The sequence below is a fragment of the Streptomyces sp. CA-142005 genome (genome assembly GCF_050942335.1).
GTDB lineage: Bacteria > Actinomycetota > Actinomycetes > Streptomycetales > Streptomycetaceae > Streptomyces.
In genome coordinates, this window is record NZ_CP192078.1 from 3,495,620 (window position 1) to 3,518,205 (window position 22,586).

The 22,586-nt window shown below is 70.6% G+C and carries 22 protein-coding genes and 1 tRNA gene; 11 read left to right on the forward strand and 12 right to left on the reverse strand.

Annotated features, from left to right (window positions below; translation table 11 throughout):
- Positions 1–91: 91 nt before the first annotated feature.
- The 3 genes from ACQPXS_RS16550 (at position 92) to ACQPXS_RS16560 (ending at position 1,950) form a co-directional block, all read left to right on the forward strand.
- Entirely contained in the window at positions 92–991 is a 900-nt protein-coding gene (locus tag ACQPXS_RS16550) for a ketopantoate reductase family protein (RefSeq protein WP_433450043.1), read from the forward strand.
- Positions 992–1,073: 82 nt separating this feature from the next.
- Positions 1,074–1,424 carry a hypothetical protein gene (locus tag ACQPXS_RS16555; RefSeq protein ID WP_433450044.1) on the forward strand — a complete coding sequence of 117 codons (351 nt, stop codon included), beginning with the start codon at positions 1,074–1,076 and terminating at the stop codon, positions 1,422–1,424.
- Positions 1,425–1,605: 181 nt separating this feature from the next.
- Positions 1,606–1,950 carry a hypothetical protein gene (locus ACQPXS_RS16560; RefSeq protein WP_365325437.1) on the forward strand — a complete coding sequence of 115 codons (345 nt, stop codon included), beginning with the start codon at positions 1,606–1,608 and terminating at the stop codon, positions 1,948–1,950.
- 37 nt (positions 1,951–1,987) lie between these two features.
- Here ACQPXS_RS16560 and ACQPXS_RS16565 read toward each other — a convergent pair.
- Positions 1,988–2,059: transfer RNA gene (locus ACQPXS_RS16565), tRNA-Val, on the reverse strand.
- 187 nt (positions 2,060–2,246) lie between these two features.
- On the opposite strand from ACQPXS_RS16565, the gene ACQPXS_RS16570 reads away from it, so the two are divergent.
- The 4 genes from ACQPXS_RS16570 (at position 2,247) to ACQPXS_RS16585 (ending at position 5,399) form a co-directional block, all read left to right on the forward strand.
- The gene (locus ACQPXS_RS16570; RefSeq protein ID WP_433450045.1) at positions 2,247–3,020 is read left to right on the forward strand and encodes a DUF4097 family beta strand repeat-containing protein; all 774 of its coding nucleotides are present in this window, start codon (positions 2,247–2,249) and stop codon (positions 3,018–3,020) included.
- A gap of 95 nt (positions 3,021–3,115) precedes the next feature.
- Positions 3,116–4,507, forward strand: coding sequence for a hypothetical protein (locus ACQPXS_RS16575; protein WP_433450047.1), 1,392 nt, complete (start codon positions 3,116–3,118; stop codon positions 4,505–4,507).
- Positions 4,508–4,616: 109 nt separating this feature from the next.
- Positions 4,617–5,174, forward strand: coding sequence for a DUF4383 domain-containing protein (locus tag ACQPXS_RS16580; RefSeq protein WP_433450049.1), 558 nt, complete (start codon positions 4,617–4,619; stop codon positions 5,172–5,174).
- Between the two features lie 9 nt (positions 5,175–5,183).
- Complete coding sequence (locus ACQPXS_RS16585) at positions 5,184–5,399, forward strand: FmdB family zinc ribbon protein (RefSeq protein ID WP_351798146.1); 216 nt, start codon at positions 5,184–5,186, stop codon at positions 5,397–5,399.
- An 82-nt stretch (positions 5,400–5,481) separates the two neighbouring features.
- Here ACQPXS_RS16585 and ACQPXS_RS16590 read toward each other — a convergent pair whose 3' ends face one another.
- Genes ACQPXS_RS16590 through ACQPXS_RS16600 form a run of 3 tightly spaced genes read right to left on the reverse strand, consistent with a single transcriptional unit; the run spans position 5,482 to position 9,946 of the window.
- Positions 5,482–6,297, reverse strand: a complete 816-nt coding sequence (locus tag ACQPXS_RS16590) for an HAD family hydrolase (protein ID WP_365325445.1) — start codon at positions 6,295–6,297, stop codon at positions 5,482–5,484.
- Entirely contained in the window at positions 6,297–8,735 is a 2,439-nt protein-coding gene (locus ACQPXS_RS16595; protein WP_433450051.1) for a phosphoribosyltransferase, read from the reverse strand. The genes ACQPXS_RS16590 and ACQPXS_RS16595 overlap by 1 nt, the downstream gene beginning before the upstream one ends.
- Before the next feature lie 44 nt (positions 8,736–8,779).
- Complete coding sequence (locus ACQPXS_RS16600) at positions 8,780–9,946, reverse strand: HpcH/HpaI aldolase/citrate lyase family protein (protein WP_433450053.1); 1,167 nt, start codon at positions 9,944–9,946, stop codon at positions 8,780–8,782.
- Between the two features lie 188 nt (positions 9,947–10,134).
- Between ACQPXS_RS16600 and ACQPXS_RS16605 the strand changes: the two genes are divergently transcribed.
- Complete coding sequence (locus ACQPXS_RS16605; RefSeq protein ID WP_351798138.1) at positions 10,135–10,893, forward strand: TerD family protein; 759 nt, start codon at positions 10,135–10,137, stop codon at positions 10,891–10,893.
- A 13-nt stretch (positions 10,894–10,906) separates the two neighbouring features.
- Here ACQPXS_RS16605 and ACQPXS_RS16610 read toward each other — a convergent pair whose 3' ends face one another.
- From ACQPXS_RS16610 to ACQPXS_RS16635, 6 genes are all read right to left on the reverse strand, one after another.
- Complete coding sequence (locus ACQPXS_RS16610; RefSeq protein ID WP_365325451.1) at positions 10,907–11,644, reverse strand: TerD family protein; 738 nt, start codon at positions 11,642–11,644, stop codon at positions 10,907–10,909.
- A gap of 144 nt (positions 11,645–11,788) precedes the next feature.
- Positions 11,789–12,928 (reverse strand): DUF475 domain-containing protein, encoded by a 1,140-nt coding sequence (locus tag ACQPXS_RS16615; protein WP_433450056.1) that lies wholly within the window; start codon positions 12,926–12,928, stop codon positions 11,789–11,791.
- A gap of 181 nt (positions 12,929–13,109) precedes the next feature.
- On the reverse strand, positions 13,110–13,688 hold the full coding sequence (locus ACQPXS_RS16620; protein ID WP_351798132.1) for a TerD family protein: 579 nt from the start codon (positions 13,686–13,688) through the stop codon (positions 13,110–13,112).
- Positions 13,689–13,794: 106 nt separating this feature from the next.
- Positions 13,795–14,370, reverse strand: a complete 576-nt coding sequence (locus ACQPXS_RS16625) for a calcium homeostasis/redox stress adaptation protein (RefSeq protein WP_351203376.1) — start codon at positions 14,368–14,370, stop codon at positions 13,795–13,797.
- Positions 14,371–14,508: 138 nt separating this feature from the next.
- On the reverse strand, positions 14,509–14,967 hold the full coding sequence (locus tag ACQPXS_RS16630) for a peroxiredoxin (protein WP_351798131.1): 459 nt from the start codon (positions 14,965–14,967) through the stop codon (positions 14,509–14,511).
- A gap of 131 nt (positions 14,968–15,098) precedes the next feature.
- Positions 15,099–15,536, reverse strand: coding sequence for a DUF3052 domain-containing protein (locus ACQPXS_RS16635; protein WP_351798129.1), 438 nt, complete (start codon positions 15,534–15,536; stop codon positions 15,099–15,101).
- Positions 15,537–15,950: 414 nt separating this feature from the next.
- On the opposite strand from ACQPXS_RS16635, the gene aceE reads away from it, so the two are divergent.
- Together aceE and ACQPXS_RS16645 are read left to right on the forward strand one after the other, a co-directional pair.
- On the forward strand, positions 15,951–18,698 hold the full coding sequence (aceE, locus tag ACQPXS_RS16640; protein ID WP_433450057.1) for a pyruvate dehydrogenase (acetyl-transferring), homodimeric type: 2,748 nt from the start codon (positions 15,951–15,953) through the stop codon (positions 18,696–18,698).
- A 127-nt stretch (positions 18,699–18,825) separates the two neighbouring features.
- Positions 18,826–19,569: a potassium channel family protein gene (locus ACQPXS_RS16645; RefSeq protein ID WP_433450059.1), complete on the forward strand. Its 744-nt coding sequence runs from the start codon at positions 18,826–18,828 to the stop codon at positions 19,567–19,569.
- A gap of 80 nt (positions 19,570–19,649) precedes the next feature.
- On the opposite strand, the gene ACQPXS_RS16650 is transcribed toward ACQPXS_RS16645, so the two are convergent.
- Together ACQPXS_RS16650 and ACQPXS_RS16655 are read right to left on the reverse strand one after the other, a co-directional pair.
- Positions 19,650–19,955: a small hydrophobic protein gene (locus ACQPXS_RS16650; protein ID WP_228620127.1), complete on the reverse strand. Its 306-nt coding sequence runs from the start codon at positions 19,953–19,955 to the stop codon at positions 19,650–19,652.
- Between the two features lie 248 nt (positions 19,956–20,203).
- Positions 20,204–21,823, reverse strand: a complete 1,620-nt coding sequence (locus ACQPXS_RS16655; RefSeq protein ID WP_433450060.1) for an MFS transporter — start codon at positions 21,821–21,823, stop codon at positions 20,204–20,206.
- 66 nt (positions 21,824–21,889) lie between these two features.
- On the opposite strand from ACQPXS_RS16655, the gene ACQPXS_RS16660 reads away from it, so the two are divergent.
- Positions 21,890–22,525 (forward strand): TetR family transcriptional regulator, encoded by a 636-nt coding sequence (locus tag ACQPXS_RS16660; protein ID WP_351798121.1) that lies wholly within the window; start codon positions 21,890–21,892, stop codon positions 22,523–22,525.
- The last annotated feature ends 61 nt before the right edge of the window (positions 22,526–22,586 follow it).

Sequence of the window (22,586 nt, forward strand, 5' to 3'; positions counted from 1 at the left end):
CCCCAGTCTCACGCACACCGCACCCCGGTGCGAGGATCGCGTCGAAGGCGGCCACCGACTCCCGGGGCCGACCGACGAGAGGAACCTCCTCATGACCACCGAGCACACCGTGGCCGTCCTCGGCCCCGGCGGCACCGGCGGCCTCCTCGCCGCCCTGCTCTCCCGCTCCGGACACCGCGTCGTCTGCCTGGCCCAGGACCGTACGGCCGACACCCTGCGCCGTACCGGAATCACGGTCCGCAGCGCGCAGTTCGGCGAGTTCACCGCTCCCGTCGAGGCGGACGCCGCACTGCGCGAACCGGTGGACGCCTGTCTGATCGCCGTCAAGCACACCGCTCTGGACGCCGCGCTCACCCGGGTGCCGCCGAAGGCGCTGGGCGACGCCCTCGTCGTACCGCTGCTGAACGGCGTCGAACACCCCGCCGCTCTGCGCGCCCGCTACCGCGCCGACCGGGTGGCGCCCGCGGTGATCCGCGTGGAGTCCACCCGGGTCGCCCCGGGGGTGATCGAACACGGCAGCCCGTTCACGGAGATCGACCTGGCCGGGGACGCCGTGCCCCGCGCCCGTCTCGACGGCCTCGCGGCCACCCTCGTCTCCGCCGGCGTGACGGCCCGGGTGGTCGAGGACGAGACGGCGGCCCTGTGGGCGAAGATGGCGTTCCTCGCTCCGTTCGCCCTCCTCACCACGCGGTACGGCCTCCCACTCGGCGAGGCGCGCACCCGGCACCGCGAGGAGCTGGAGTCCCTGGTCGCCGAGACCGCCGCGGTCAGTCGCGCCTGCGGCGCCCCCGCCGACCCGGCCCAGGCACTGGCCCGGTACGACGCCTTCCCGCCCGGCGCCAAGTCGTCCATGCAGCGCGACGCCGAGGCGGGCCGCCCGCTCGAACTCGACGCCATCGGCGGGGCGCTGCTGCGCGCCGCGGACCGGCACGGCGTGCCGGTGCCGGTGGCGGCCCGCCTGGTGGACGAACTGCGGGCCGCCGGCCACTGAGGCCGCCCGTCGGCTCAGTGGATGAGCAGCCACTGGGCCGACACCAGATGCACCACGGCGAGTGCCGCCCGCGGTGATGAGCATGCCGGTGTTGCGGCGGGCGGCGCCGATCGCGGCGCCGCCCGGCTGTGCCACCCGACGGCTGCCGCCGCCCCGAGACGAGCGCGCTGAGAAGGCCGATCACCTCGGCACACCGGGCGCGACGATCAGCGATCGCTTCGCCGAGCGCATCGAGCGCCACCGGCTCGAGCCCAAGCACGTCGGCCCGCTCACGGCCCTCGGCCGGGGCTCGTTCGCCTGGCGGCAGGACCTGGCGGGCCAACTCGGCGTGGCCACAGCCTGGTGGTGTCGCTCGCCGACCACTGGAAGTCCCTCGGCGCGGTGCAGCGGGTGCGCGACCCCCGGCACCGCCGCCGCCAGGCGCTCACCCTGACCGCCGGGGCCGCGAACTCCTGGCCGCCTGCACGGCCGAGGTCAGGACCTTGGACGCCGAACTCACCGCCCACCCGGGCGAGTCCGAACGGCAGGCACCGCACACGGCCCCGGCCCACCCGTTCGCGTGAACCTCACAACCGAACTCGCCCCCCAAAATCGAACAGGCGTAGCATTGGCGTGTGGCTACGACCTATGAATTCCCCAGTGACCTCCTCGCCGGTCAGGAGGAGCTGCATCAGGTCCGGGCCGAGCTGTCGGCCCTGCTCAAGCGCCTGCCCTGGTCGGTCGAGCCGATGGACGGCTTCAGCGACGACACCGGCTGGCGGAAGGTGGAGCGGCCCGCGTCCCCGGGCTGGACGGCGGACGAACAGGCCGAGGTGGAGAAGCTGCGCCGCCGCGAGCACGAACTCGCGGTCTTCGTCACCACGCACCGCTTCTGGGCCGAGGTCACGGCAGCGGACCGCATGGACGCCCGCACCAGGCTGAAGCACGTACACAAGCAGCAGCCGTCAGGAGAGGAATGACAAGAGCCCCCGGCCGTACGGCCGGGGGCTCCATCGGTGGGCGCGGACGGTTTCGAACCGCCGACATCCTGCTTGTAAGGCAGGCGCTCTACCCCTGAGCTACGCACCCGGACACCCCGGGCTGCGCGCCCAGGACGAGTTGACAGCCTACCTTGCCGGAACCCGTGCACGGCAAACCCGTATCGCACGGTGTACGGGGGTTATCCCCACCTCCGGTCCGGGAGCCGTCCTCATCGCCCCGCCCGCCCCGGCCCCCTTACGGTCCTCTCAGGCCGAATCCCAGGGGGAGTTCCCGCATGACCCGTTCCGTTCCAGTCCGCGCCGCCGCCACGGCCGCCGTCGCCGGGGTGCTCGTCGCGACCGTCAGTGCCTGCGGCGCCGCCTCCGCCGGGGAGGACACGCACCCGGACCACCGGTCCTTCGCCCTGCACGGCCGCACCCTCACGATCGACTCCGACGACTCCGCGCTGGAGGTCGTCGCCACCGACTCCGTGCAGGCCGGCACGATCGAGGTGACCCGGTGGTTCCGGGGATCCGTCGTCATCGGCCACGATCCGACGCTGCGGTGGTCCTTCCAGAACGACCGTCTGGTGCTGCGGGTGCACTGCTCGGGCTTCGTCGCCCACTGCTCGGCCCGGCACCGGATCGAGGTGCCGCGCGGGATCGGCGTGAAGGTCGGCAACGCGGACGGCGGCGTGCGGGCCCACGGGTTCCGGGATCCGCTCACTGTCGACACCGCCGACGGCTCGGTCCGCGTCACCGACTCCAGCGGGCCGCTCGACCTGACCTCGACCGACGGTTCGGTGCGCGCCGACGTCTCCTCGCGCCGGGTGAGCGCCCGCTCCACCGAGGGCTCCGTACAGGTCCTGCTGTCCGGGGTGCCCGACCTGGTGGACGCCTCCAGCACCGACGGCTCGGTCACGGTCGCCGTGCCCCAGGGCGCCTACCGGGTCTCGGCCGGTTCCGACGACGGCGCGGTGTCGGTGTCCGTGCCCCGCGACGACCGCAGCCCGCACCGGGTGTCGGCCCACTCCACGGACGGGAAGGTCACGGTCCGCACGGGAAAGTAAGAGTGCCGAGCGCGAACTGAACGGCCCGTGTGTTTCGTCTACAACGGGTGGGAGAATGACACCACCCACGGCGAACCACAGCACGGGAGAGGGATGTGACGGCGACACCGGGCACGCCAGCGACGCGGTCGTACCCGCCGTCGACCGTACGGGCCCGGTCCGGGTCCACGGCCCTGCGCGACACTCTCACCCTGCTCGGCCTGCCGCTGCTGGCCGCGCTCGCCCTGCCCGCCGCGTTCGCCGGCGGCGGCACCCGGCGCTGGTTCGGCGGCCGGGCCGAGAGCCAGCGGGCGGAGGCGCAGGCCGCGAAGGACGCCGCGGCGGCCGCGTTCTACGAACTCGACACCGCCCAGCGCGACCTGCGGATCTCCATCGAGACCATCACGGCCGTGGACGACTCCCCTGACGCCCGCCGTGCCGTCACCGACTTCGCGGCGCTCGGGCAGCGCATCGACGAGGCCAGTCAGCGCTATATCCAGGCCGTCGACGCCCATGACCTGGACCGGGACGACCTGGAGGCCGCCGCGGCCTCCCGGGCGCGCTCGGAGCTGACGTCCGCCAAGGACGAACTGGTCCGCGTCAAGCAGGAGCTGGACCGTTTCGGCAGCTCGCTCGGGCCGCTGCTCGGCAAGGCCGAGACCCAGCTGGCCCGGGTGGCGCCCGCCGTGGAGCGGGCCCGGCAGGCACTGCTCGGCGCGAGCAACGCCCTGGACGCCGTACGGGGACAGGGACTGCGGGCCGACGACCTCGCCGGGCGGCTCGCGGCCCTCTCCCCCGAGCTGACCAAGCTGAACCAGGGCGCCGGGCAGCACGGCGTGGCACAGACCGTGGAGCGGGCCGAGCGCGTGCAGCGGGAGGCCGGGGCGATCCGGGCCGAGGCCGAACGGCTGCCGGAGAAGGCCGCCGAGCTCGACCACCGGCTGGTCAGCCTGCGCACCCGGGCCCAGGCGCTCACCACCCGGGCCGGGCAGGTGGACCCGGTGCTGAGCGAGCTGCGGCGCCGGTTCGCGGCCGCGTGCTGGCAGGACCTGCAGCACGTGCCCGAGCAGGCCGCGGAGAACGTACGGCAGGCCGAGCTCAAGCTCCGCGAGGCCCAGGCGGCGCGCGACGACCAGCGCTGGCCGGACGCCACATCGCTCTTGTCGACGGTCCGGGCCCTGCTGAACACCACCGACGAGTCCGTGTCCGCCGCGGGTGACCGGCTGCGGCGGCTGAACGAGGTGCAGAAGGATCCGCAGGCGGAGATCGAGCGGACCCGGTTCGCCATCCGCGACGCCCAGCGGCTGGCCATGACCGGCCGTACGACCCCCGATCCCCGGCATGCCCGGCCGCTGGACGACGCGGTGGCGCGGCTGGAGCGGGCGATCGGTTCGCTGGAGACCGGCCGGCACCCCGACTACTGGCACTTCCTGACCGAGACGGAGGCCGTCCGGCAGACGGCGGCGCGGGTGGTGGCGCGGATCCGGGAAGAGCGCGGGGGGCACTGAGCGGGGTCCCGCCGCGGGAGTGCGGGCTGTGTGCCGGTTGCAGGGCGCCCTCGGGTCGGCGGATATTGGATGGACGGATGGCCTCCGCTAGCGCCCGAGGGAGGCGGATATGGCCACACACGCAGTGCACGCGAAGGAGCGACGGCGGATCCGGTTCGACGAGCACCTGCCCGTCGACCACCGGCTGAACACGGTCTACCGGATCGGCGCGGGCCTGATCGGCGCGTTCCTCGTCGCCTTCGGCATCCTGGGTCTGATCAACCACATCGGCTTCTTCGACACCGGCGGTGACACGGTCGCCGGGCTGAACACCAACGGAACGCTGAGCGTGCTGTCGATCGTCGTCGGGGCGATCCTGCTCGCCGGCATGGTGATCGGCGGAAACGTGGCGTCCACGCTGAACATGGTCTTCGGGGTGCTGTTCCTGCTGAACGGCTTCCTGAACCTCGCCCTGCTGGACACCCCGAACAACTTCCTGGCGTTCAAGATCCAGAACGTGTTCTTCAGCTTCATCGTGGGCCTGCTGCTGATGACCTTCGGCATGTACGGCCGGGTCGGCTCGACCCTGCCGCACGACAATCCGTACTGGCGGGCCCGCCATCCCGACGCGATGGACAGCGAGCAGCGTGAGCTCGGAGCCGGCCCGTCCACCGGGGGCGCCGGTTAATCTGTGCGCATGCCTCGCTATGAGTACCGCTGCCGTACCTGCGGCGACACGTTCGAACTGAGCCGTCCCATGGCCGAGTCGGCTGCCCCCGCGCCGTGCCCTGCGGGGCACGGCGACACCGTCAAGTTGCTGTCGACCGTGGCCGTGGGCGGTGTCGCACAGAACGCCTCCGCGCCTGCGCCGCAGGCCGGGGGCGGCTGCTGCGGCGGGGGCTGCTGCGGGTAGTCGCCCACCGGGCGCCACGCGACGCCGTCCCACCCCGCGGGTGCGGCGTCGTCGCGGCTTGTCATGCCGTTCCCCGCGCCCCTCAGGGGGTCGCCCGGCGCGTTGCCTTCAGGAATTCCCTCAGGATCCGCTCACCCGCGAGTACCCCCCGCTCCGGAAGTGCCGCGATCTCCGGCGCGGCCCACCCCGTGTCGGCCAGTTCTCCGTGCCCCGGGCGCCAGCCCCGGTCGGCGGCGAGGAGGAGGTCGGCGTCCAGGAGGGAGTCGCCCGCAGCCAGGGTCAGGTCCGCGCCGGTGCGGCGGGCGAGCTCATGGACGGCCGCGCTCTTGGTGAGCGGCTTCGGGACGGCGTAGATCTTGCGGCCCTGGAGCGAGACGGTCCAGCCGCGGTTCTCCGCCCACACCGCCAGCTCCTTCACCCACTCCTCGGGCAGCAGCTCGCGCTCGACGACGAGGTAGGTGAACAGGTCCTCGGCGATGCGGTGCTTGCGCACCCACACCGGGTCCGCCGAGCGCATCAGATGGTCGTGGACCTCGGCCAGCGGCGCGCACTCGTCCGCGAGACGGGCGAGCACACTGGCATGCCAGTCGGCGTCCGTCACGCCGTCGACCAGCAGATGGCCGCCGTTGGCGCAGATCGCGTACTTCGGGGGCGGCCCGGGCAGGTTGATCCGCTGGTACTGCTTGCGCGTCCGGGTCGTCGTCGGCACGAAGACGGCCGTGTCGCCGAGGTCGGTGAGCAGCTGGGCCGCCGTCTCCGTCATGTAGGAGAGCGGCTTGGCCTCGTGCACCTCCACACACAGCAGCCGGGGCGCCCGCGCGTCCGGCATGGTCAGCGCGAGGGCCGCCGAGGAGTAGATCAGCGTACGGTCGAGGTCGCTCGCCACCAGCACCGGCATCAGACGTTCACCGCCTTGCCGTCGGCGCCCGTGGCACCGCGCGTGTACTTGGGGTGGATCAGCCCGACGCAGGTGTACGGCAGTTCACCGACCTCCTCGACGGGGACACCCCGTTGTGCGGCGAGCAGGCGGACGTGGTCGAGGTCGGCGCCGGCCCCCGCGCGCGCGAGGATCTTCCACGGCACCCGGCGCAGCAGCACCCGGGTGGTCTCGCCGACGCCGGGCTTGACGAGGTTCACGTCGTGGATGCCGTACTCCTCGCTGATCCGCTCCACGGCGCGCCAGCCGGCCCAGGTCGGGGCGCGGTCCTCGGCCATCAGCTCCTTGACCGCGGTGTCGACGGTGTCGGCGACCTCGGGGAAGCGGGCGGAGACGGCGTCGAGGAAAGCCACGGAGACGTCGGCGCCGGCGAGTTCGCGGTAGAACTTCGCGCCGTGGAAGTCGTTCGGGCCGACCAGGTCCGCGCGCAGCACGGTCCGCGATATCAGCCCGGAGACGGTCGAGTTGAGGCACGCGGAGGGTATGAGGAAGTCCTCGCGGGTGCCGTAGGTGCGCACACAGGAGCCCGGGTCGGCGAGTACGGCGATCTCCGGGTCGAAGCCGCTGATTCCCTCCGCCGCCTCGAACGCCTCGACGGCCTGGGCGAGTTCGCGGGTGATGGCGCCCTTGCCGGTCCAGCCGTCGACGAACACGACGTCCCGCGGGTCGTGGTGGGCGGCGAGCCAGCGCAGCGCGTTGGCGTCGATGCCCCGGCCGCGCACGATCGACACCGCGTAGTGCGGCAGGTCGAGGCCGTACCGGAACCGGGCCCAGCGGCGCATGAGGACGCCGACCGGCGTGCCCGCGCGGGCGAGCGAGACCAGCACCGGGCGCGGCGACCGCTCGGCGATCACGGCCTCGGTCACCACGCCGACCGCCTGCGCGATCCTCACGGCCGAGGCGTCGAGGGCCGCGTGGAACAGCTCCTGGTACTGCTCGCTCGGCTGGTACTCCACCGGCAGCGACTCGGCGTAGTGCGCGCCGCCGCTCTGGATGGCCTCCTCCCGCTCCTCGGTCGGCGCCTCCAGCGTGACGTCGGAGAGGTCCTGGAGCAGCCAGCCGACCTCCTCGGGCGCGTAACTGGAGAATGCGGGGCCGCGGAGGGGCTCGGGCAGCATGGCCGGCCTTTCGAAAGCGTGCGGTGCGTACGAGGGGACGACCGCGAGCAGGACGTGCGGGGTGTGGGCGGCGAGCCGGGCCAGCAGGCCGTCGGGCGCGTGCAGGGCGGGGGTGTCGGCGACGGAGTCGACCACGGCGACGACGGCGTCGAAGCCGCCGCCCGCGACGTTGTAGGCGTACCTCTCGCCGGGCCCGTCGGCCGGGTCGTCGTGGGCGGGGAAGACCAGGCGGGTACGGATCGCGTACCCCGGCTCGTCCAGCGCCAGGACGGGCGAGCGGGTGGTGGTGGAGAACCGCACCTCGGCCGATACGACCTGCTCCAGCTCCCGGGCCAGGCGCAGGGGGGCGTACATCAGCTCCTCGAAGCCGAGCACGAGGACGCGCCGGGCGTCGGCGGGCAGGGCCTCGGCCGTCCGGGCGGCCATGGCGGGCAGCGCGGACTCCAGCCGGGCCCGGTGGGCAGGCGTGAAACCGTGGCGCCCGCCGTCGGGGAGGCCGGGGGGCCAGTGAAGTTCCACCCGGGTGACACGGCCGTACGACGGCTCGGGCGAGCCGTGCCGCCGGTCGTGCTCGGCGACCAGCCGCTGCCCCTTGTCCAGCACATCCTCCGGCAGCCGTACGGTCCCGGTGGCAGCGGCGACCAGGTCCACCCGGGCGCCGATCTCGGCGGCGAATCGATCCATCCGGTCGGCGTCCCCGGGCGAGCGCATGTCGACCAGGGCGACCACGACGTAACGCTTGCGCGGATAGCGTGCGTGCAGCTCACGGATGGTGTTCAGGACCGTGTTCCCGGTGGAGAACTCGTCGTCGACCAGGACCAGCGGACCGTCTGCCGTCAGCAGGCCGGGGTCCTCGGGGAGCAGCAGATGAGAGGTGGCGTGCGAGTGGCTCTCCTCGAAGCCGCCAGCACGGGCGACCCCGGCCACCGGCCGGCGCGTGGAGTGCAGATACGGCGCCGTACCGAGCCCGTCGGCCACGGCGTGGCCCAGTCCCGTCGCGGTCTCCGCATACCCCAGGACCACGGCACCGGCGGCCTCGGCCTCGCCGAGCAGCTCATGGACGCGCCGGCCCAGGCGGTAGCCGTGCCCGTACACCACCGTCGGCGACTGCGGAACGTGCTTGCCGAGCACGTTCGACACCAGCAGATGGGCCCGCTTGGGATTGCGCCGCAGGGCGAGCCCGAGCAGGGCGCGCAGGCCGTCGTCCCCCACGAGTTCGACCCCGAGCCGCTCGGCGACCCAGCTGCCGGACCAGACCCCGTCGTTCACTGCGTTCTTCATGCGTTCCTTGGACGATGTGGGAAGGACCAGCCGGAGATCCCGGCTCATCCGGTTATCCCGGCGGCGAGCAGCTCCACGAAGCCGACCTCCTCGTGGGCCACGCCGAAGGCCTCGGCGCGCAGCAGGGTCCGCTCGGCCCAGGCGCGGTGCGGCTTCACCTCGTTCATCTTGTTCGTGTAGGCCGAGCGAAGTACACCCCCGCCGCCGCGTTCCGGCCGCAGGATGTCCTGGGCGTCGCTGTACTCCTCGTGACTGACCACGGACAGCGCGTGGACGGGAAGCACGTGGGAGGGGTGGATGCAGGTCTTGCCGAGCAGGCCGTTGGCCTGGTCGAGGGAGATCTCCCGCAGCAGTCCGTCCATGGCGTGCTCGATCAGCCTCTCGCGCAGCTCGACGGCCTGCACCTCCAGGAAGGGGCTCTGCCTCAGCTGCGGCTTGAACATGCGCTCGGAGACCCGGAAGTACTCCCACACGGGCCCGGTCACGGTGAATCCGGTGCCGTCGGCGCGGCCCAGCATGTTCACGACGTCGGCGATCACCGAGGCGACGATCTGCACGTCGTAGGCGGTCATGTCGGGGGCGCGGCGCAGGCCGTAGGAGGAGCAGAAGTCGGTCACGCCGAGGCGCAGCGCCAGCACCCGGTCGCGGTACTTGTCGACCGCGCGGGCGATGCCCTCCAGGGTGTCCACGCGGGACTCCCGGTAGAGCAGCTCCGGGGACTCCAGGACGGGCATCGCGAACAGCCGGCGCCCGCTGAGCGCCTCCGCGGCCGTCAGGGCCTCCAGGAAGGGGATGCCGCGCTCCTCGGTGAACTTCGGCAGCACGAAGCCGGACAGCAGCCGCACGGACGGGCCGAGGCGCCCTACGAGGTCGGGGATCTGCCCGGGGGTGCGCACCCGGATGAAGAGCAGCGGCGGCTCGACGCCGGGCCGGGCGGCCAGGTCGGCGAACTGCCGGACGAGGTTCTCCTCGCCGGCCACGACGTCCGCGTCGTCGATCGAGTCCTCCAGGCACAGCACCATCGAGACCACGCCGTTCCCGGCCTGCTTGACGATGTCGTCGGCGAGCCGCGGCCGGGTGGCCGGGCTGTACAGGGTGGCGCCGAGGGCGGCGGCGAGCAGCCGGGCCGGAGAGTCGGCGCTGAACGCGCACGGCTCCCGGTGGAAGAGGCGCTGCCGCACCTCGGGGGCGATGTGCCCGAAATGACGCATAGAACTCCCCCAGGGCGATGAGCCCGAGTCTCAGTGTTCGGTAAAGGGTGGCCGGTAATAGTACGTAGGGATCTGTGTCAGAGGTTCCCGGCGGGCATGAATTTCCGGTAACTCGCCCATGTCGGCAGCGCGCTGGGTCACCACCCCCCGCATTGTCGTGGCCAGGACCGAGAAGGCAGGATGACCGCATGACGCACGCGATGCTGAAGGGGTCGAACGTCCCGCTGGAAGCCGACACGGTGCGCGCCGTGCTGCGCTGGACGCCCGGGCAGGGGGTCCCCGACGTGGACGCCTCGGCGCTGCTGCTGGGCCCCGACGGCCGTGTGCGCTCCGACGAGGACTTCGTCTTCTACAACCAGCCCCGGCACCCCTCGGGAAAGGTGTGGCGGCTGGGCAAGAAGCGCATCGCCGAGGGGCTGACCGACACGATCCAGACGGACCTGCCCGGCGTCGAGCCGGACGTCGGCCGGATCCTGCTGGTCGCGTCCGCGGACGGGATCACCTTCGACCGGGTGCCCGCGCTGTGCATCCTGCTGTACGACGCCGCGGTCGCCGACGCCGAGCCGCTGGCCCGGTTCGAGATCAAGCCGGAGACGGGTGCGGAGACGGCGCTGATCTGCGGTGAGCTGTACCGGCGCGGGGAGGGCTGGAAGTTCCGCGCGCTGGGCGAGGGCTACTCGAACGGGCTGAAGGGGCTCGCCACGGACTTCGGTATCTCGGTGGACGAGTCCGAGGCGGCGGAGGAGCCGAGTGCCGCCCAGCCGCTGCCTCCGGAGCAGCCGTTGCCTCCGGAGCCGCCGACGTCCTCGGTGCCGGCACAGCCCGCGTACGGCTATCCGCAGCCGGCGTACGGATACCCCCAGCCCGCGGCGGTGCCGGTGGCCGTGGGGCCGGTGGATCCGAACTTCCGGCTGCCTCCGCAGGGGCCGCAGTTCATCGGGCGGTAGTGCGCCTGCCGGCTCAGCGTTCCGCCTTGGTCTTGTAGCCCCGCCCCCACTGCAGTCCCCACCCGTACAACCGGTCGAGCTCCCCCTGGAAGCCGTACACGAACTTCACCTCGCGGCGGACGAGCAGCTCGCCCTTCACGTTCTCGATCATGACGACCGCGCAGGAGCGGGCCTGGGGATGGCGTTCGTCGAGGCCTATCTCGATGCGGGGGCCGTTGCTGGGGTAGAGGGTGACGATGGCGTGGGTGCGGTCGAAGGCGGGGGTCTGGTCGTAGATGTAGACGAAGACCAGCAGGCGCTTGATGGCGTCGCGGTGGTCGAGGTTGACGTACATCGTCTCGCCGGACGCCGAGCCGAACCGGTCGTCGCCGCTGAGCTTGATGTACGGCGGTGCGTTGACGTCACCGAGGTAGTTGCCCAGCGGCTGGACGACGCCCTTGGTGCCGTCGGCCAGTTCGTACAGGCAGCCCAGGTCGAGGTCGACGTTGACCATGCTCTGGCCGTGCCCGAGGACCTCCGGTGGCTTGAGGGCCTTGAAGGGGTGCCGGAAGAGGCTGGTGCGCTGGTTGCCGTCGAAGTCGGAGGTGCGCATCCGCCAGGCGAGGTTGATGCGCAGATGGCCGGTGGCCGCGTCCTGCTTGGTGAGGGACACCGTCTGGTGCCGCCTGGTCAGTTCGATGGAGTTCGTCGAGGCGTTGCCCGCGTCGAAGTCGGCGACGCTGGCGCCCCGCAGCCCGTCGAAGAAACCCATTCCCGCCCCCAGGTGCTCACGTACTGGTTCAACGAACGCCGTCGGGGCGGCCGACCACGTCGGCCGCCCCGATTCAGAGCGTTCCTCGCCGGGCGGGGTGTCACACCCCGTCACGGCCCGGATCTGACCCGTAGGGGATCCGGCTCACACCCCTGAGGAGACCTCGGCCTTATCGTCGGTGCCCTCGCCCTCGGCCGCGAGGGCTCGGTTGCGGCGGACGGAGGACCAGAAGGACCAGGCGATCAGGACGACGCCGACGAGACCGGTGACGACCTCGTTGATCTCGTACTGGATGGTGACCATGAGGATCACGGCCAGGGCGCCGATGGCGTAGTGGGCGCCGTGCTCCAGGTAGACGTAGTCGTCGAGGGTGCCCTGGCGGACCAGGTAGACCGTGAGGGACCGGACGTACATCGCGCCGATGCCGAGGCCGAGGGCCATCATCACGATGTCGTTGGTGATGGCGAAGGCGCCGATCACGCCGTCGAAGGAGAAGGACGCGTCCAGGACCTCCAGGTAGAGGAACATGAAGAACGCGGCCTGGCCGGCCAGCACCACGGCCGGCTTCTTCTTGCCGGTGCGGGCGGCCTCTTCCTCCTCCTCGTGCTCGCGCTCCTCCTCGTCCTCCAGCCGGTCCTCGAAGTAGCCCGAGAGACCGCCGACGATCATGTACGTGATCAGGCCGGCGATGCCGGCGATCAGGACCGTCTGCGCCTTGTCGACGTGGGCGCCGCCGTGCTGGTGGGCGTGGACGGCGAAGGTGAAGGAGGTGATCAGCAGGACGATCAGGGCGATGCAGACCGCCAGCATGTCGACCTTGCCGAGCTTGGCCAGCGGGCGCTCGATCCAGCGCAGCCACTGGATGTCCCGGTCCTCGAAGATGAAGTCCAGGAAGATCATCAGCAGGAACATTCCGCCGAACGCGGCGATCGCCGGGTGGGCGTCGGTGACCAGCTGCTGGTAGCGGTCCTTGTCGGTGAGGGCCAGGTGGACCGCGTCGTAGGGGTTGAGCTTGGCGGTCAGGGCGACGATCACGACGGGGAAGACCAGCCGCATGCCGAACACCGCGATGAGAACGCCGACCGTGAGGAAGATCTTCTGCCAGAAGGCGTTCATCTTCTTCAGGATGCCGGCGTTGACCACCGCGTTGTCGAACGACAGCGAGATCTCGAGGATGGCCAGGATCGCCACGACGCCGAAGGCCTCCCACCCCCCGTAGAAGACCGCGGCGACCAGGCCGAGCGCGGTGACCGCGAACGACCAGCCGAAGGTTTTCAGAAGCACTGGCTACCCAATCGTGTCTGGGGGCCCTCCCAGACGAAAGTCTGAGGAAGGTGTTCCCCCGCGCCGTACCCGGCTTTGCTAAACGTTGACCCCGAGTCTAGAGGTGCACCCTACCGGCGGTACCGTCCAGGGCAACCCTCACCGAAAAGCCACAGCGCAGGCCGCCTGGGAGGGTGCTCGGCTAGGAGACGTTCACCCCGAAGTCCAGGGCGATGCCGCGCAGGCCCGAGGCATAGCCCTGCCCGACGGCGCGGAACTTCCATTCTCCCTGGTAGCGGTACAGCTCGCCGAAGATCATGGCCGTCTCGGTGGAGGCGTCCTCGCTGAGGTCGTAGCGGGCCAGTTCCTGGCCGTCGGCCTGGTTCACGACCCGGATGAAGGCGTTGGAGACCTGGCCGAAAGTCTGGCCGCGCTCATCCGCCATGTGGATGGAGACCGGGAAGACGATCTTCTCGCAGTGCGCGGGCACCTTGGCGAGGTCCACCAGGATCGACTCGTCGTCGCCCTCGCCCTCACCGGTGAGGTTGTCACCGGTGTGCTCCACCGAGCCGTCGGGGCTCTTGAGCTGGTTGTAGAAGACGAACCACTCGTCGCCCAGGACGCGGTTGCCGGCGCCGCACAGCAGCGCGCTGGCGTCCAGGTCGAAGGGGGCGCCGGTGGTGGAGCGCGCGTCCCAGCCGAGCCCGATCATGACGTTGGTGAGGTTCGGTGCGGCTTTGGAGAGGGAGACGTTGCCTCCCTTGGCGAGCGTGACGCCCATGATGCTGGTCCTCCCCTAGTGGTGCTTCCCTGGTTGTCCTGCGCGTCCGGCGCCGACCGTAAACGGTGCGGCGCCGGACGGTGCAGGTGTCGTAACCCTGCCGGGATCAGACGTTGACGCCGAAGTCCTGCGCGATGCCGCGCAGGCCCGAGGCGTAGCCCTGGCCGATGGCGCGGAACTTCCACTCCGCCCCGTGCCGGTAGAGCTCGCCGAAGACCATGGCGGTCTCGGTGGAGGCGTCCTCGCTCAGGTCGTAGCGGGCGATCTCCTGCTCGCCCGCCTGGTTCACGACGCGGATGAACGCGTTGCGGACCTGGCCGAAGGACTGCTGGCGGTTCTCGGCGTCGTAGATCGACACCGGGAAGACGATCTTCTCGATGTCGGCCGGGACGCCGGCCAGGTTGATCTTGATCTGCTCGTCGTCGCCCTCGCCCTCACCGGTGATGTTGTCACCGGTGTGCTCGACCGAGCCGTCGGGGCTCTTGAGGTTGTTGAAGAAGACGAAGTGCTGGTCGCTGGCGACCTTGCCGGTGTTGTTCAGCAGCAGTGCGCTCGCGTCGAGGTCGAAGTCCGTGCCGGTCGTGGTCCGCACGTCCCACCCCAGACCGACGATGACGGCGGTCAGGCCCGGGGCCTCCTTCGTCAGCGATACGTTGCCGCCCTTGCTGAGGCTGACTCCCACGGGTCCTCCATGTGGTGTCCAGGGGCGGGGAGCCCCGTCGTGCTTCGGATATGGGATCAACGAGCCGATCCTAGTGACGGGTTCCCGGCCCCCGCAGACCCTGGACCCGGAGCATCACAGGTGTCGGCCACGGTCGGCCTACAGGGTGTCGAGCGCCTTCACGTAGTCGTTCAGGTCGCGCGCGTCCGGCAGGCCGTTGATCACGGTCCACCGCACGACGCCCTCCTTGTCGACGATGAAGGTGCCCCGGACGGCGCATCCCTTGTCCTCGTCGAAGACGCCGTACGCGCGCGAGACGTTGCCGTGCGGCCAGAAGTCGCTGAGCAGCGGGTACTCCAGGCCCTCCTGCTCGGCGAAGACGCGCAGGGTGTGGATGGAGTCGTTGGAGACGGCGAGCAGCTGGGTGTCGCGGCCTTCGAACTTCGGCAGGTTGTCGCGCAGCTCGCACAGCTCGCCGGTGCACACGCCGGTGAAGGCGAAGGGGTAGAAGAGGAGTACCACGTTCTTCTCGCCGCGGAAGTCCGAGAGCTTCACGGTCCGGCCGTGGTTGTCCTTGAGCTCGAAGTCGGGCGCCTTGTCGCCGACCTGGATCGCCATCGTCGTGCATCCCTTCGGTGGGCCGTTCGGGTGAGCGCACAGCACACGCTCGGGTCCACCCTACGCAGCGATCACCAGGGCTTCCGGACGGGCCGGGGCGAAACCGGCCCGTCCGGTGCTGCAGCGGAGATCTACTTCTTGGACTTGGCCGCCTTCGGCGTGGCAAGCCGCGAGCCACTCCAGTCCTTGCCCACGCTGACGCTCTTCGACGCCGTCAGGCCGGCCGTCGTGGCGGCGTCCTGGATGTCGCTCGGCTCCACGTACCCCGAACGGCCGGTCTTCGGCGTCAGGAGCAGGATCGCGCCGCCCTCTTCGATGTACGTGGTGGCGTCCACCAGCGCATCCGTCAGGTCGCCGTCGTCGTCACGGAACCACAGCACAACGGCGTCGGCCACGTCGTCGTAGTCCTCGTCCATCAGGTCGCCCTCGACGATTTCCTCGATGGCCTCGCGAAGCTCCTGATCGACGTCGTCGTCGTAGCCGATCTCCTGGACCACCTGCCCGGGCTGGAACCCCAGCCTGGCGGCAGGGTTCGTCCGCTCCTCCGCGTGGTCCGCGGTCGCGCTCACGGGTTGCCTCCTGATCATGTCTTGTTGAGTATCTCAGCCACGCGCGTGCGCGAAGCATTGGCCGTAGTCCACACGGGCGGGGCGGATCGCGCAAGTACCCGGCCGTCCGGACCGCCGAAACGGTGACGATCCCGGCCGTGTCGCCGCAACTCCTGGCACCGTACCCCGTTTCCGCGCGACCCACATCACACCGATGTGCCCGGTTTGCGCCGTTCGGAATCATCTCGAAATCATCCGGTGATACGCCACTCGAACACCTTTGCCAAGCACGTCACACCCCGGGCGTATCGTTGCGTTTTGCCCGCGCGGACACGGTGCGGACACGAAGGAGATGACGTACGCCGTCCCGAGGTACACGATGGGGAGCGGTGTAGGCAGGTGCAAAAACTGGCCCTCTGACAGGTAAGGAACAGCGTGGCTTCCGGATCCGATCGCAACCCGATCATCATTGGCGGCCTTCCGAGTCAGGTTCCTGACTTCGATCCCGAAGAAACCCAGGAGTGGCTCGACTCCCTCGACGCCGCCGTGGACGAGCGCGGCCGGGAGAGGGCCCGCTACCTCATGCTCCGGCTGATCGAGCGGGCCCGCGAGCGGCGCGTGGCCGTGCCCGAGATGCGCAGCACGGACTACGTCAACACGATCCCCACCAAGAGCGAGCCGTTCTTCCCGGGCAACGAGGAGATCGAGCGCAGGATCCTCAACGCGACCCGCTGGAACGCGGCCGTGATGGTCTCGCGCGCCCAGCGCCCCGGCATCGGCGTCGGCGGCCACATCGCCACCTTCGCCTCCTCGGCCTCGCTGTACGACGTCGGCTTCAACCACTTCTTCCGTGGCAAGGACGAGGGCGACGGCGGTGACCAGGTCTTCTTCCAGGGCCACGCCTCCCCCGGCATCTACGCCCGCGCGTACCTGCTCGACCGGCTCAGCGCGGACCAGCTCGACGGCTTCCGCCAGGAGAAGTCGAAGTACCCCGACGGCCTGTCCAGCTATCCGCACCCGCGCTCGATGCCGGACTTCTGGGAGTTCCCGACGGTCTCCATGGGCCTCGGCCCGCTGGCCGCGATCTTCCAGGCGCGGATGAACCGCTACATGGAGGCGCGCGGAATCGCCGACACCTCCAGGTCGCACGTGTGGGCGTTCCTCGGCGACGGCGAGATGGACGAGCCGGAGTCGCTCGGCCAGCTGTCCATCGCGGCCCGGGAGGGCCTGGACAACCTGACCTTCGTCGTCAACTGCAACCTGCAGCGGCTCGACGGCCCGGTGCGCGGCAACGGCAAGATCATCCAGGAGCTGGAGTCGATCTTCCGGGGCGCCGGCTGGAACGTGATCAAGCTGATCTGGGACCGCACCTGGGACCCGCTGCTCGCGCAGGACCGGGACGGCATCCTCGTCAACAAGATGAACACGACCCCGGACGGCCAGTTCCAGACGTACGCCACGGAGTCGGGCGCGTACATCCGCGAGCACTTCTTCGGCGACGACCACCGGCTGCGGGCGATGGTCGAGAACATGACCGACGACCAGATCCTGCACCTGGGCCGCGGCGGTCACGACCACCGCAAGATCTACGCGGCGTTCAAGGCGGCCAAGGAGCACAAGGGCCAGCCAACGGTCATCCTGGCCAAGACGGTCAAGGGCTGGACGCTGGGCCCCAACTTCGAGGGCCGCAACGCCACGCACCAGATGAAGAAGCTGACGGTCGACGACCTCAAGCGCTTCCGGGACCGGCTGCACCTGCCGATCTCCGACAAGGAGCTGGAGTCCGGCCCGCCGCCGTACTACCACCCCGGCCGGGACACCGACGAGATCCAGTACATGCACGACATGCGCAAGCAGTGCGGCGGGTACGTCCCGACGCGCGTCGTGCGCTCCAAGCCGCTCCCGCTGCCGGACGACAAGGCGTACGCGACCGTGAAGAAGGGCACGGGCCAGCAGTCCATCGCCACGACCATGGCCTTTGTCCGGCTCCTCAAGGACCTCATGCGGGACAAGGAGATCGGCAAGCGGTTCGTGCTGATCGCGCCGGACGAGTACCGCACGTTCGGCATGGATTCCTTCTTCCCGAGCGCGAAGATCTACAACCCGCTGGGCCAGCAGTACGAGTCGGTCGACCGGGAGCTGCTGCTCGCCTACAAGGAGTCGCCGACCGGCCAGATGCTGCACGACGGCATCTCCGAGGCGGGCTGTACGGCCTCCCTGATCGCGGCGGGCTCGGCCTACGCCACGCACGGCGAGCCGCTGATCCCGGTCTACGTCTTCTACTCGATGTTCGGTTTCCAGCGCACCGGCGACCAGTTCTGGCAGATGGCCGACCAGCTGGCGCGCGGCTTCGTGCTGGGCGCGACCGCCGGCCGTACGACACTGACCGGTGAGGGCCTGCAGCACGCGGACGGCCACTCGCAGCTGCTCGCCTCGACCAACCCGGCGTGCGTGGCCTACGACCCGGCGTACGCCTACGAGATCGCGCACATCGTCCAGGACGGCCTGCGCCGGATGTACGGCGGCGACGCCGAGCACCCGCACGGCGAGGACGTCTTCTACTACCTGACCGTCTACAACGAGCCCATCCAGCACCCGGCCGAGCCGGCGAACGTGGACGTGGAGGGCATCCTCAAGGGCGTCCACAAACTCAGTGAGGGCACGGGCGGCTCGATCCCGGCGCAGATCATGGCGTCCGGCGTGGCGGTCCCGTGGGCGCTGGAGGCGCAGCGGATCCTCGCCGCGGACTGGAACGTACGCGCCGACGTCTGGTCGGCCACCTCCTGGAACGAGCTGCGCCGCGAGGCGGTGGAGTGCGAGGAGCACAATCTGCTGCACCCGGAGGAGGAGCAGCGGGTGCCGTACGTGACGCGCAAGCTCAGCGGCTCCGAGGGTCCGTTCGTGGCCGTGTCCGACTGGATGCGATCGGTGCCGGACCAGATCGCGCGGTGGGTGCCGGGCACCTACCAGTCGCTCGGCGCGGACGGCTTCGGCTTCGCCGACACCCGGGGTGCGGCGCGGCGCTTCTTCCACATCGACGCGCAGTCGATCGTCGTGACGGTGCTGACCGAGCTGGCCCGCGAGGGCAAGGTGGACCGCTCGGTGCTGAAGCAGGCCATCGACCGGTACCAGCTGCTGGACGTCTCGGCGGCGCATCCGGGGGCGGCGGGGGGCGACGCGTAGCCGCTGCGCCCGGCTTTGACCGGGCGGCAACCGGGAAGGGTCAGCTGGTTCGTCGCCGGGTGCGGGGGACTGCGCGGCTGGTCGCGCAGTCCCCCGCACCCCTTTGGGGTGCGTTTACGATGCGGGCATGAACCATCAGTCGGCGCAGGCGCGTTGGGAACGGCATACCCAGCGGCCGCTGCTGGCGCTGGCGGTGGCGTTCACCGTCGCCTACGCCGTGCCGATCGTGGACCACTCCGCGGGTCATTCGCTGACGTACGCGTGCACGGTGGTCGAGTGGGTGGTCTGGGCCGCGTTCGCCGTGGACTACCTGATGCGGCTCGCCCTCGCCCCGCGCCGCGGGGAGTTCGTCCGGACCCACTGGGTGGACCTGTGCGCGGTGGTGCTGCCGCTGCTGCAGCCGCTGCGGTTGCTGCGGATGGTGTCGACGCTGCTGCTGGTGGGGCGGCGGGCGCGGATGGCCTCGCAGATCCGGCTCACGACGTATGTCGCCGGGGCGGTGATCGGGCTGCTGATGTTCGGGTCGCTGGCGGTGCTGTCCGTGGAACGGGACTCGCCGAACGGGAACATCCGGACGCTGGGTGACGCGGTGTGGTGGTCGTTCACGACGATGACGACCGTGGGGTACGGCGATCACGCGCCGACGACCGGCCTGGGGCGGATGATCGCCGTCGGGCTGATGCTGTCCGGGATCGCGTTGCTCGGTGTGGTGACCGCGAACATCGCGGCGTGGTTCATCGCGCGGTTCGAGAAGGACGATGTGGAGGAGCGGCGGCAGACGGAGGCCATCGCCGCGTTGGCCGAGGAGGTCCGCCTGCTGCGGGCGGAGGTGGCCCGGTTGGCCGACGAGCGGGAGCAGCAACGGAGTTGACGCGCTGCCCGGGGCCGTGGCCGACCGGGGTGGGGCCCGCGCCCGGCGGACGGCCCCGGGCCCCACGACCCAACCGTCGGCTAAAGGAGCCCGTGGCCCCATGTGGCCGCGCCCGCCAGGGCGACGACGGCGAGCACCGTGTCTATCGCGCCGAGGACCAACGCCACCAGCGCTGGGATGTCTCGGTCGTTGGACCACTTGCGGCCCATGGACTGCCAGCCGCAGACCATCGCCACCGGGCCCAGGACGATGCCCAGTGCGAAGAAGCCGGCCACGGCACAGATCGCGCCGATGATGCCGAGTGTCGCGCGGTCCGGCCCGGTCCGTTGCCACGTCCGGCCACGTGACCGGGGGTACCCGCGCGTTCCGTGCCCGAAGCCTGTCATCATCAACTCCCTGGGGTTCATGGACAGTTCGGCTTCGCGGTGCGAGTACCCCGATTCCGGCCCGGCAGACCTGCGCGCGCTGCCCCCCTCCGGCAGCGCGAGCCGCGGCCCGGCCGTCCCCCATGTCTGCGGAGGACTTGACCCACTGTGACCTGCGGCGCGCGCCCGGTGCGAGCGATCTTTAGCCGAGTCACCCTGATAGGGGAACTCCGCCCGGAAGACGCCCGGGCGGAGTCCGGGACGAGGCCTCAGATGTGGCCCACGCCCGCGCCCGCCTCCGCGTTCGCGCCCCGCTTGGTGAGCAGCGCGACGAGGACGGCGACGGCCGCCACGCCCGCGGCGACCAGGGAGGCGAGGCTCATGCCGGAGATGAACGTGTGGTGGGCGACCTCGGTGATCTTCGCGGCGATCTGGTCCGGCACACCTTTCGGCACCGGGGCGACGCCGACCTGGACCGCCTCCGAGGCCTTGTCCAGCTGACCCGGGGTCAGCTGCGGCAGCCCCGCGCCGGTCCAGTTGCCCGGCAGGTCGCTGTCGACCTTGGAGGCCATCACGGCGCCCAGCACGGCCGTGCCGAGGCTGCCGCCGATCTGCATGGCCGCCTGCTGGAGACCGCCCGCCACACCGGAGAGTTCCATCGGGGCGTTGCCGACGATGACCTCGGTGGCGCCGACCATGACCGGCGCGAGGCCGAGGCCGAGCAGCGCGAACCAGACCGACATCACGCCGCTGCCGGTGTCGGCCTCGAGCGTCGACATGCCGTACATGGCGATCGCGGTCGCGGCCATGCCGCCGGCCAGCGGGATGCGCGGGCCGAGCTTGGTGATCGCGGCGCCGGCCAGCGGCGAGCCGACGATCATCATGCCGGTGAGCGGCAGCAGGTGCAGGCCGGCGTCGATGGGGCTCATGCCGTGCACGTTCTGGAGGTAGAACGTCACGAAGAACAGGCCGCCCATGAACGCGATGGCCATCAGGACCATCAGGACCACGCCCGCCGAGAGCGGGACCGAGCGGAAGAGGCCCAGCGGGATCAGGGGCTCCTTGACCCTGGTCTCCCAGACGGAGAACAGGGCGAAGAGGACCACGGACGCGGCGATGAAGATCCAGGTCTTGCCGTCGCCCCAGCCCCACGTCGGAGCCTTGATCAGGGCCCAGACCAGGCAGAACATCGCGCCGGAGAGCAGGGCGATACCGAGGATGTCGAAGGAGCGCGGGGCGTTCTCGGCGCGGTGGTCGCGCAGGATCAGCACGCCCAGGATCAGGGCGAGCGCTCCCACCGGCACGTTGATGAAGAACACCGACTGCCAGTTGACGTGCTCGACGAGCACGCCGCCGAGGATCGGGCCGCCCGCGGTGGACGCGCCGATCACCATGCCCCAGATGCCGATGGCCATGTTGAGCTTCTCGGCCGGGAAGGTGGCCCGCAGCAGGCCGAGCGCGGCCGGCATCAGCAGCGCGCCGAACAGGCCCTGGAAGACGCGGAAGGTGACGACCGCGGCGATGCTGTGGGACAGGCCGATGGCGCCGGAGGCGGCGGCGAAGCCGGTCACCCCGATGAGGAAGGTCTGCCGGTGGCCGAAGCGGTCACCGAGCTTGCCCGCCGTGATCAGGGAGACCGCGAGGGCCAGGAAGTAGCCGTTGGTGATCCACTGCACCTGGGCGAAGGTGGCCCCCAGGTCCTTCTGGATCGCCGGGTTGGCGATGGCCACGATGGTGCCGTCGAGGGCCACCATCATGACGCCCACGGCGACGGTGATCAGGGTGAGCCAGGGATGGCCGCGCAGCCCCGCGGCCGGCGGCGACTCGAGCGGGGACCGCGGCGCCGCGCCCCCCGGCCCCGTCGCGTCGATGGTGGTCTGACTAGTCATGCGTTCGAGGCTAGTGACAGCCTCTGACAATTGACAAATCATTTCATCCGTCAGTAACTGACACGTATGGAAACACTGCGCGAGCGCAAGAAACAGCGCACCCGGGAGGCGCTGCTGCGGGCCGCTCTGGAGCTCTTCACGACCCAGGGGTACGAGCACACGACGGTCGACGAGATCGCCGAGGCCGTCGACGTCTCGCAGCGCACCTTCTTCCGCTACTTCGCCGGCAAGGAGGACGTGGCCTTCGCCGTGCAGGAGATGACGGAGGCGCGTTTCGTCGAGGCCGTACGCGCGCGTCCGCCGCACGAGGCGCCGCTGGAGGCCCTGCGGCAGGCGGTCCTGGAGGGCTGGGACGGGATCCGGGAGACCGTCGAGTCGGCCGTACCGGTCGAGCTGTATCTGCGCATGTACCGGACGATCGAGTCGACGCCGGCACTGCTCGCCGCCCATCTGCGCCGCTCGGCGGCCACGGAGGAGACGATCGCCCGCCTGCTGGCCGAGCGCGAGGGCGTGGACGTGGACGTGGATCCTCGACCGCGGCTGGCCGTGGCCGTGTTCGGCGGCGTGATAAGGGTCACCGAACGGCAGTGGTGCACGGGCGACGACTTCAGCCTGGTGGCGATCCGTCAACTCACCGCTTCCTACCTCGATCAGGTGGGTTCGGCACTTACCGGGAACTGGCGCTCAAACCGAGATCGTTGACAACGCGTTCGACGCTTCGCGAAACGTGATACCTGTCACTCGGTTACCCCGAGACCCTCCC

Coding starts and splice junctions, on each gene's coding strand:
- ACQPXS_RS16600 (WP_433450053.1), bottom strand. CDS start 9,946: ATGCGTCATTTCGGGCACATCGCCCCCGAGGTGCGGCAGCGCCTCTTC.
- ACQPXS_RS16650 (WP_228620127.1), bottom strand. CDS start 19,955: ATGACAGGCTTCGGGCACGGAACGCGCGGGTACCCCCGGTCACGTGGC.
- ACQPXS_RS16660 (WP_351798121.1), top strand. CDS start 21,890: ATGGAAACACTGCGCGAGCGCAAGAAACAGCGCACCCGGGAGGCGCTG.
- ACQPXS_RS16570 (WP_433450045.1), top strand. CDS start 2,247: ATGACCCGTTCCGTTCCAGTCCGCGCCGCCGCCACGGCCGCCGTCGCC.
- ACQPXS_RS16585 (WP_351798146.1), top strand. CDS start 5,184: ATGCCTCGCTATGAGTACCGCTGCCGTACCTGCGGCGACACGTTCGAA.
- ACQPXS_RS16605 (WP_351798138.1), top strand. CDS start 10,135: ATGACGCACGCGATGCTGAAGGGGTCGAACGTCCCGCTGGAAGCCGAC.
- ACQPXS_RS16595 (WP_433450051.1), bottom strand. CDS start 8,735: ATGAAGAACGCAGTGAACGACGGGGTCTGGTCCGGCAGCTGGGTCGCC.
- ACQPXS_RS16630 (WP_351798131.1), bottom strand. CDS start 14,967: ATGGCGATCCAGGTCGGCGACAAGGCGCCCGACTTCGAGCTCAAGGAC.
- ACQPXS_RS16655 (WP_433450060.1), bottom strand. CDS start 21,823: ATGACTAGTCAGACCACCATCGACGCGACGGGGCCGGGGGGCGCGGCG.
- ACQPXS_RS16645 (WP_433450059.1), top strand. CDS start 18,826: ATGAACCATCAGTCGGCGCAGGCGCGTTGGGAACGGCATACCCAGCGG.
- ACQPXS_RS16550 (WP_433450043.1), top strand. CDS start 92: ATGACCACCGAGCACACCGTGGCCGTCCTCGGCCCCGGCGGCACCGGC.
- ACQPXS_RS16610 (WP_365325451.1), bottom strand. CDS start 11,644: ATGGGTTTCTTCGACGGGCTGCGGGGCGCCAGCGTCGCCGACTTCGAC.
- ACQPXS_RS16580 (WP_433450049.1), top strand. CDS start 4,617: ATGGCCACACACGCAGTGCACGCGAAGGAGCGACGGCGGATCCGGTTC.
- ACQPXS_RS16620 (WP_351798132.1), bottom strand. CDS start 13,688: ATGGGCGTCACGCTCGCCAAGGGAGGCAACGTCTCCCTCTCCAAAGCC.
- ACQPXS_RS16590 (WP_365325445.1), bottom strand. CDS start 6,297: ATGCCGGTGCTGGTGGCGAGCGACCTCGACCGTACGCTGATCTACTCC.
- ACQPXS_RS16555 (WP_433450044.1), top strand. CDS start 1,074: ATGCCGGTGTTGCGGCGGGCGGCGCCGATCGCGGCGCCGCCCGGCTGT.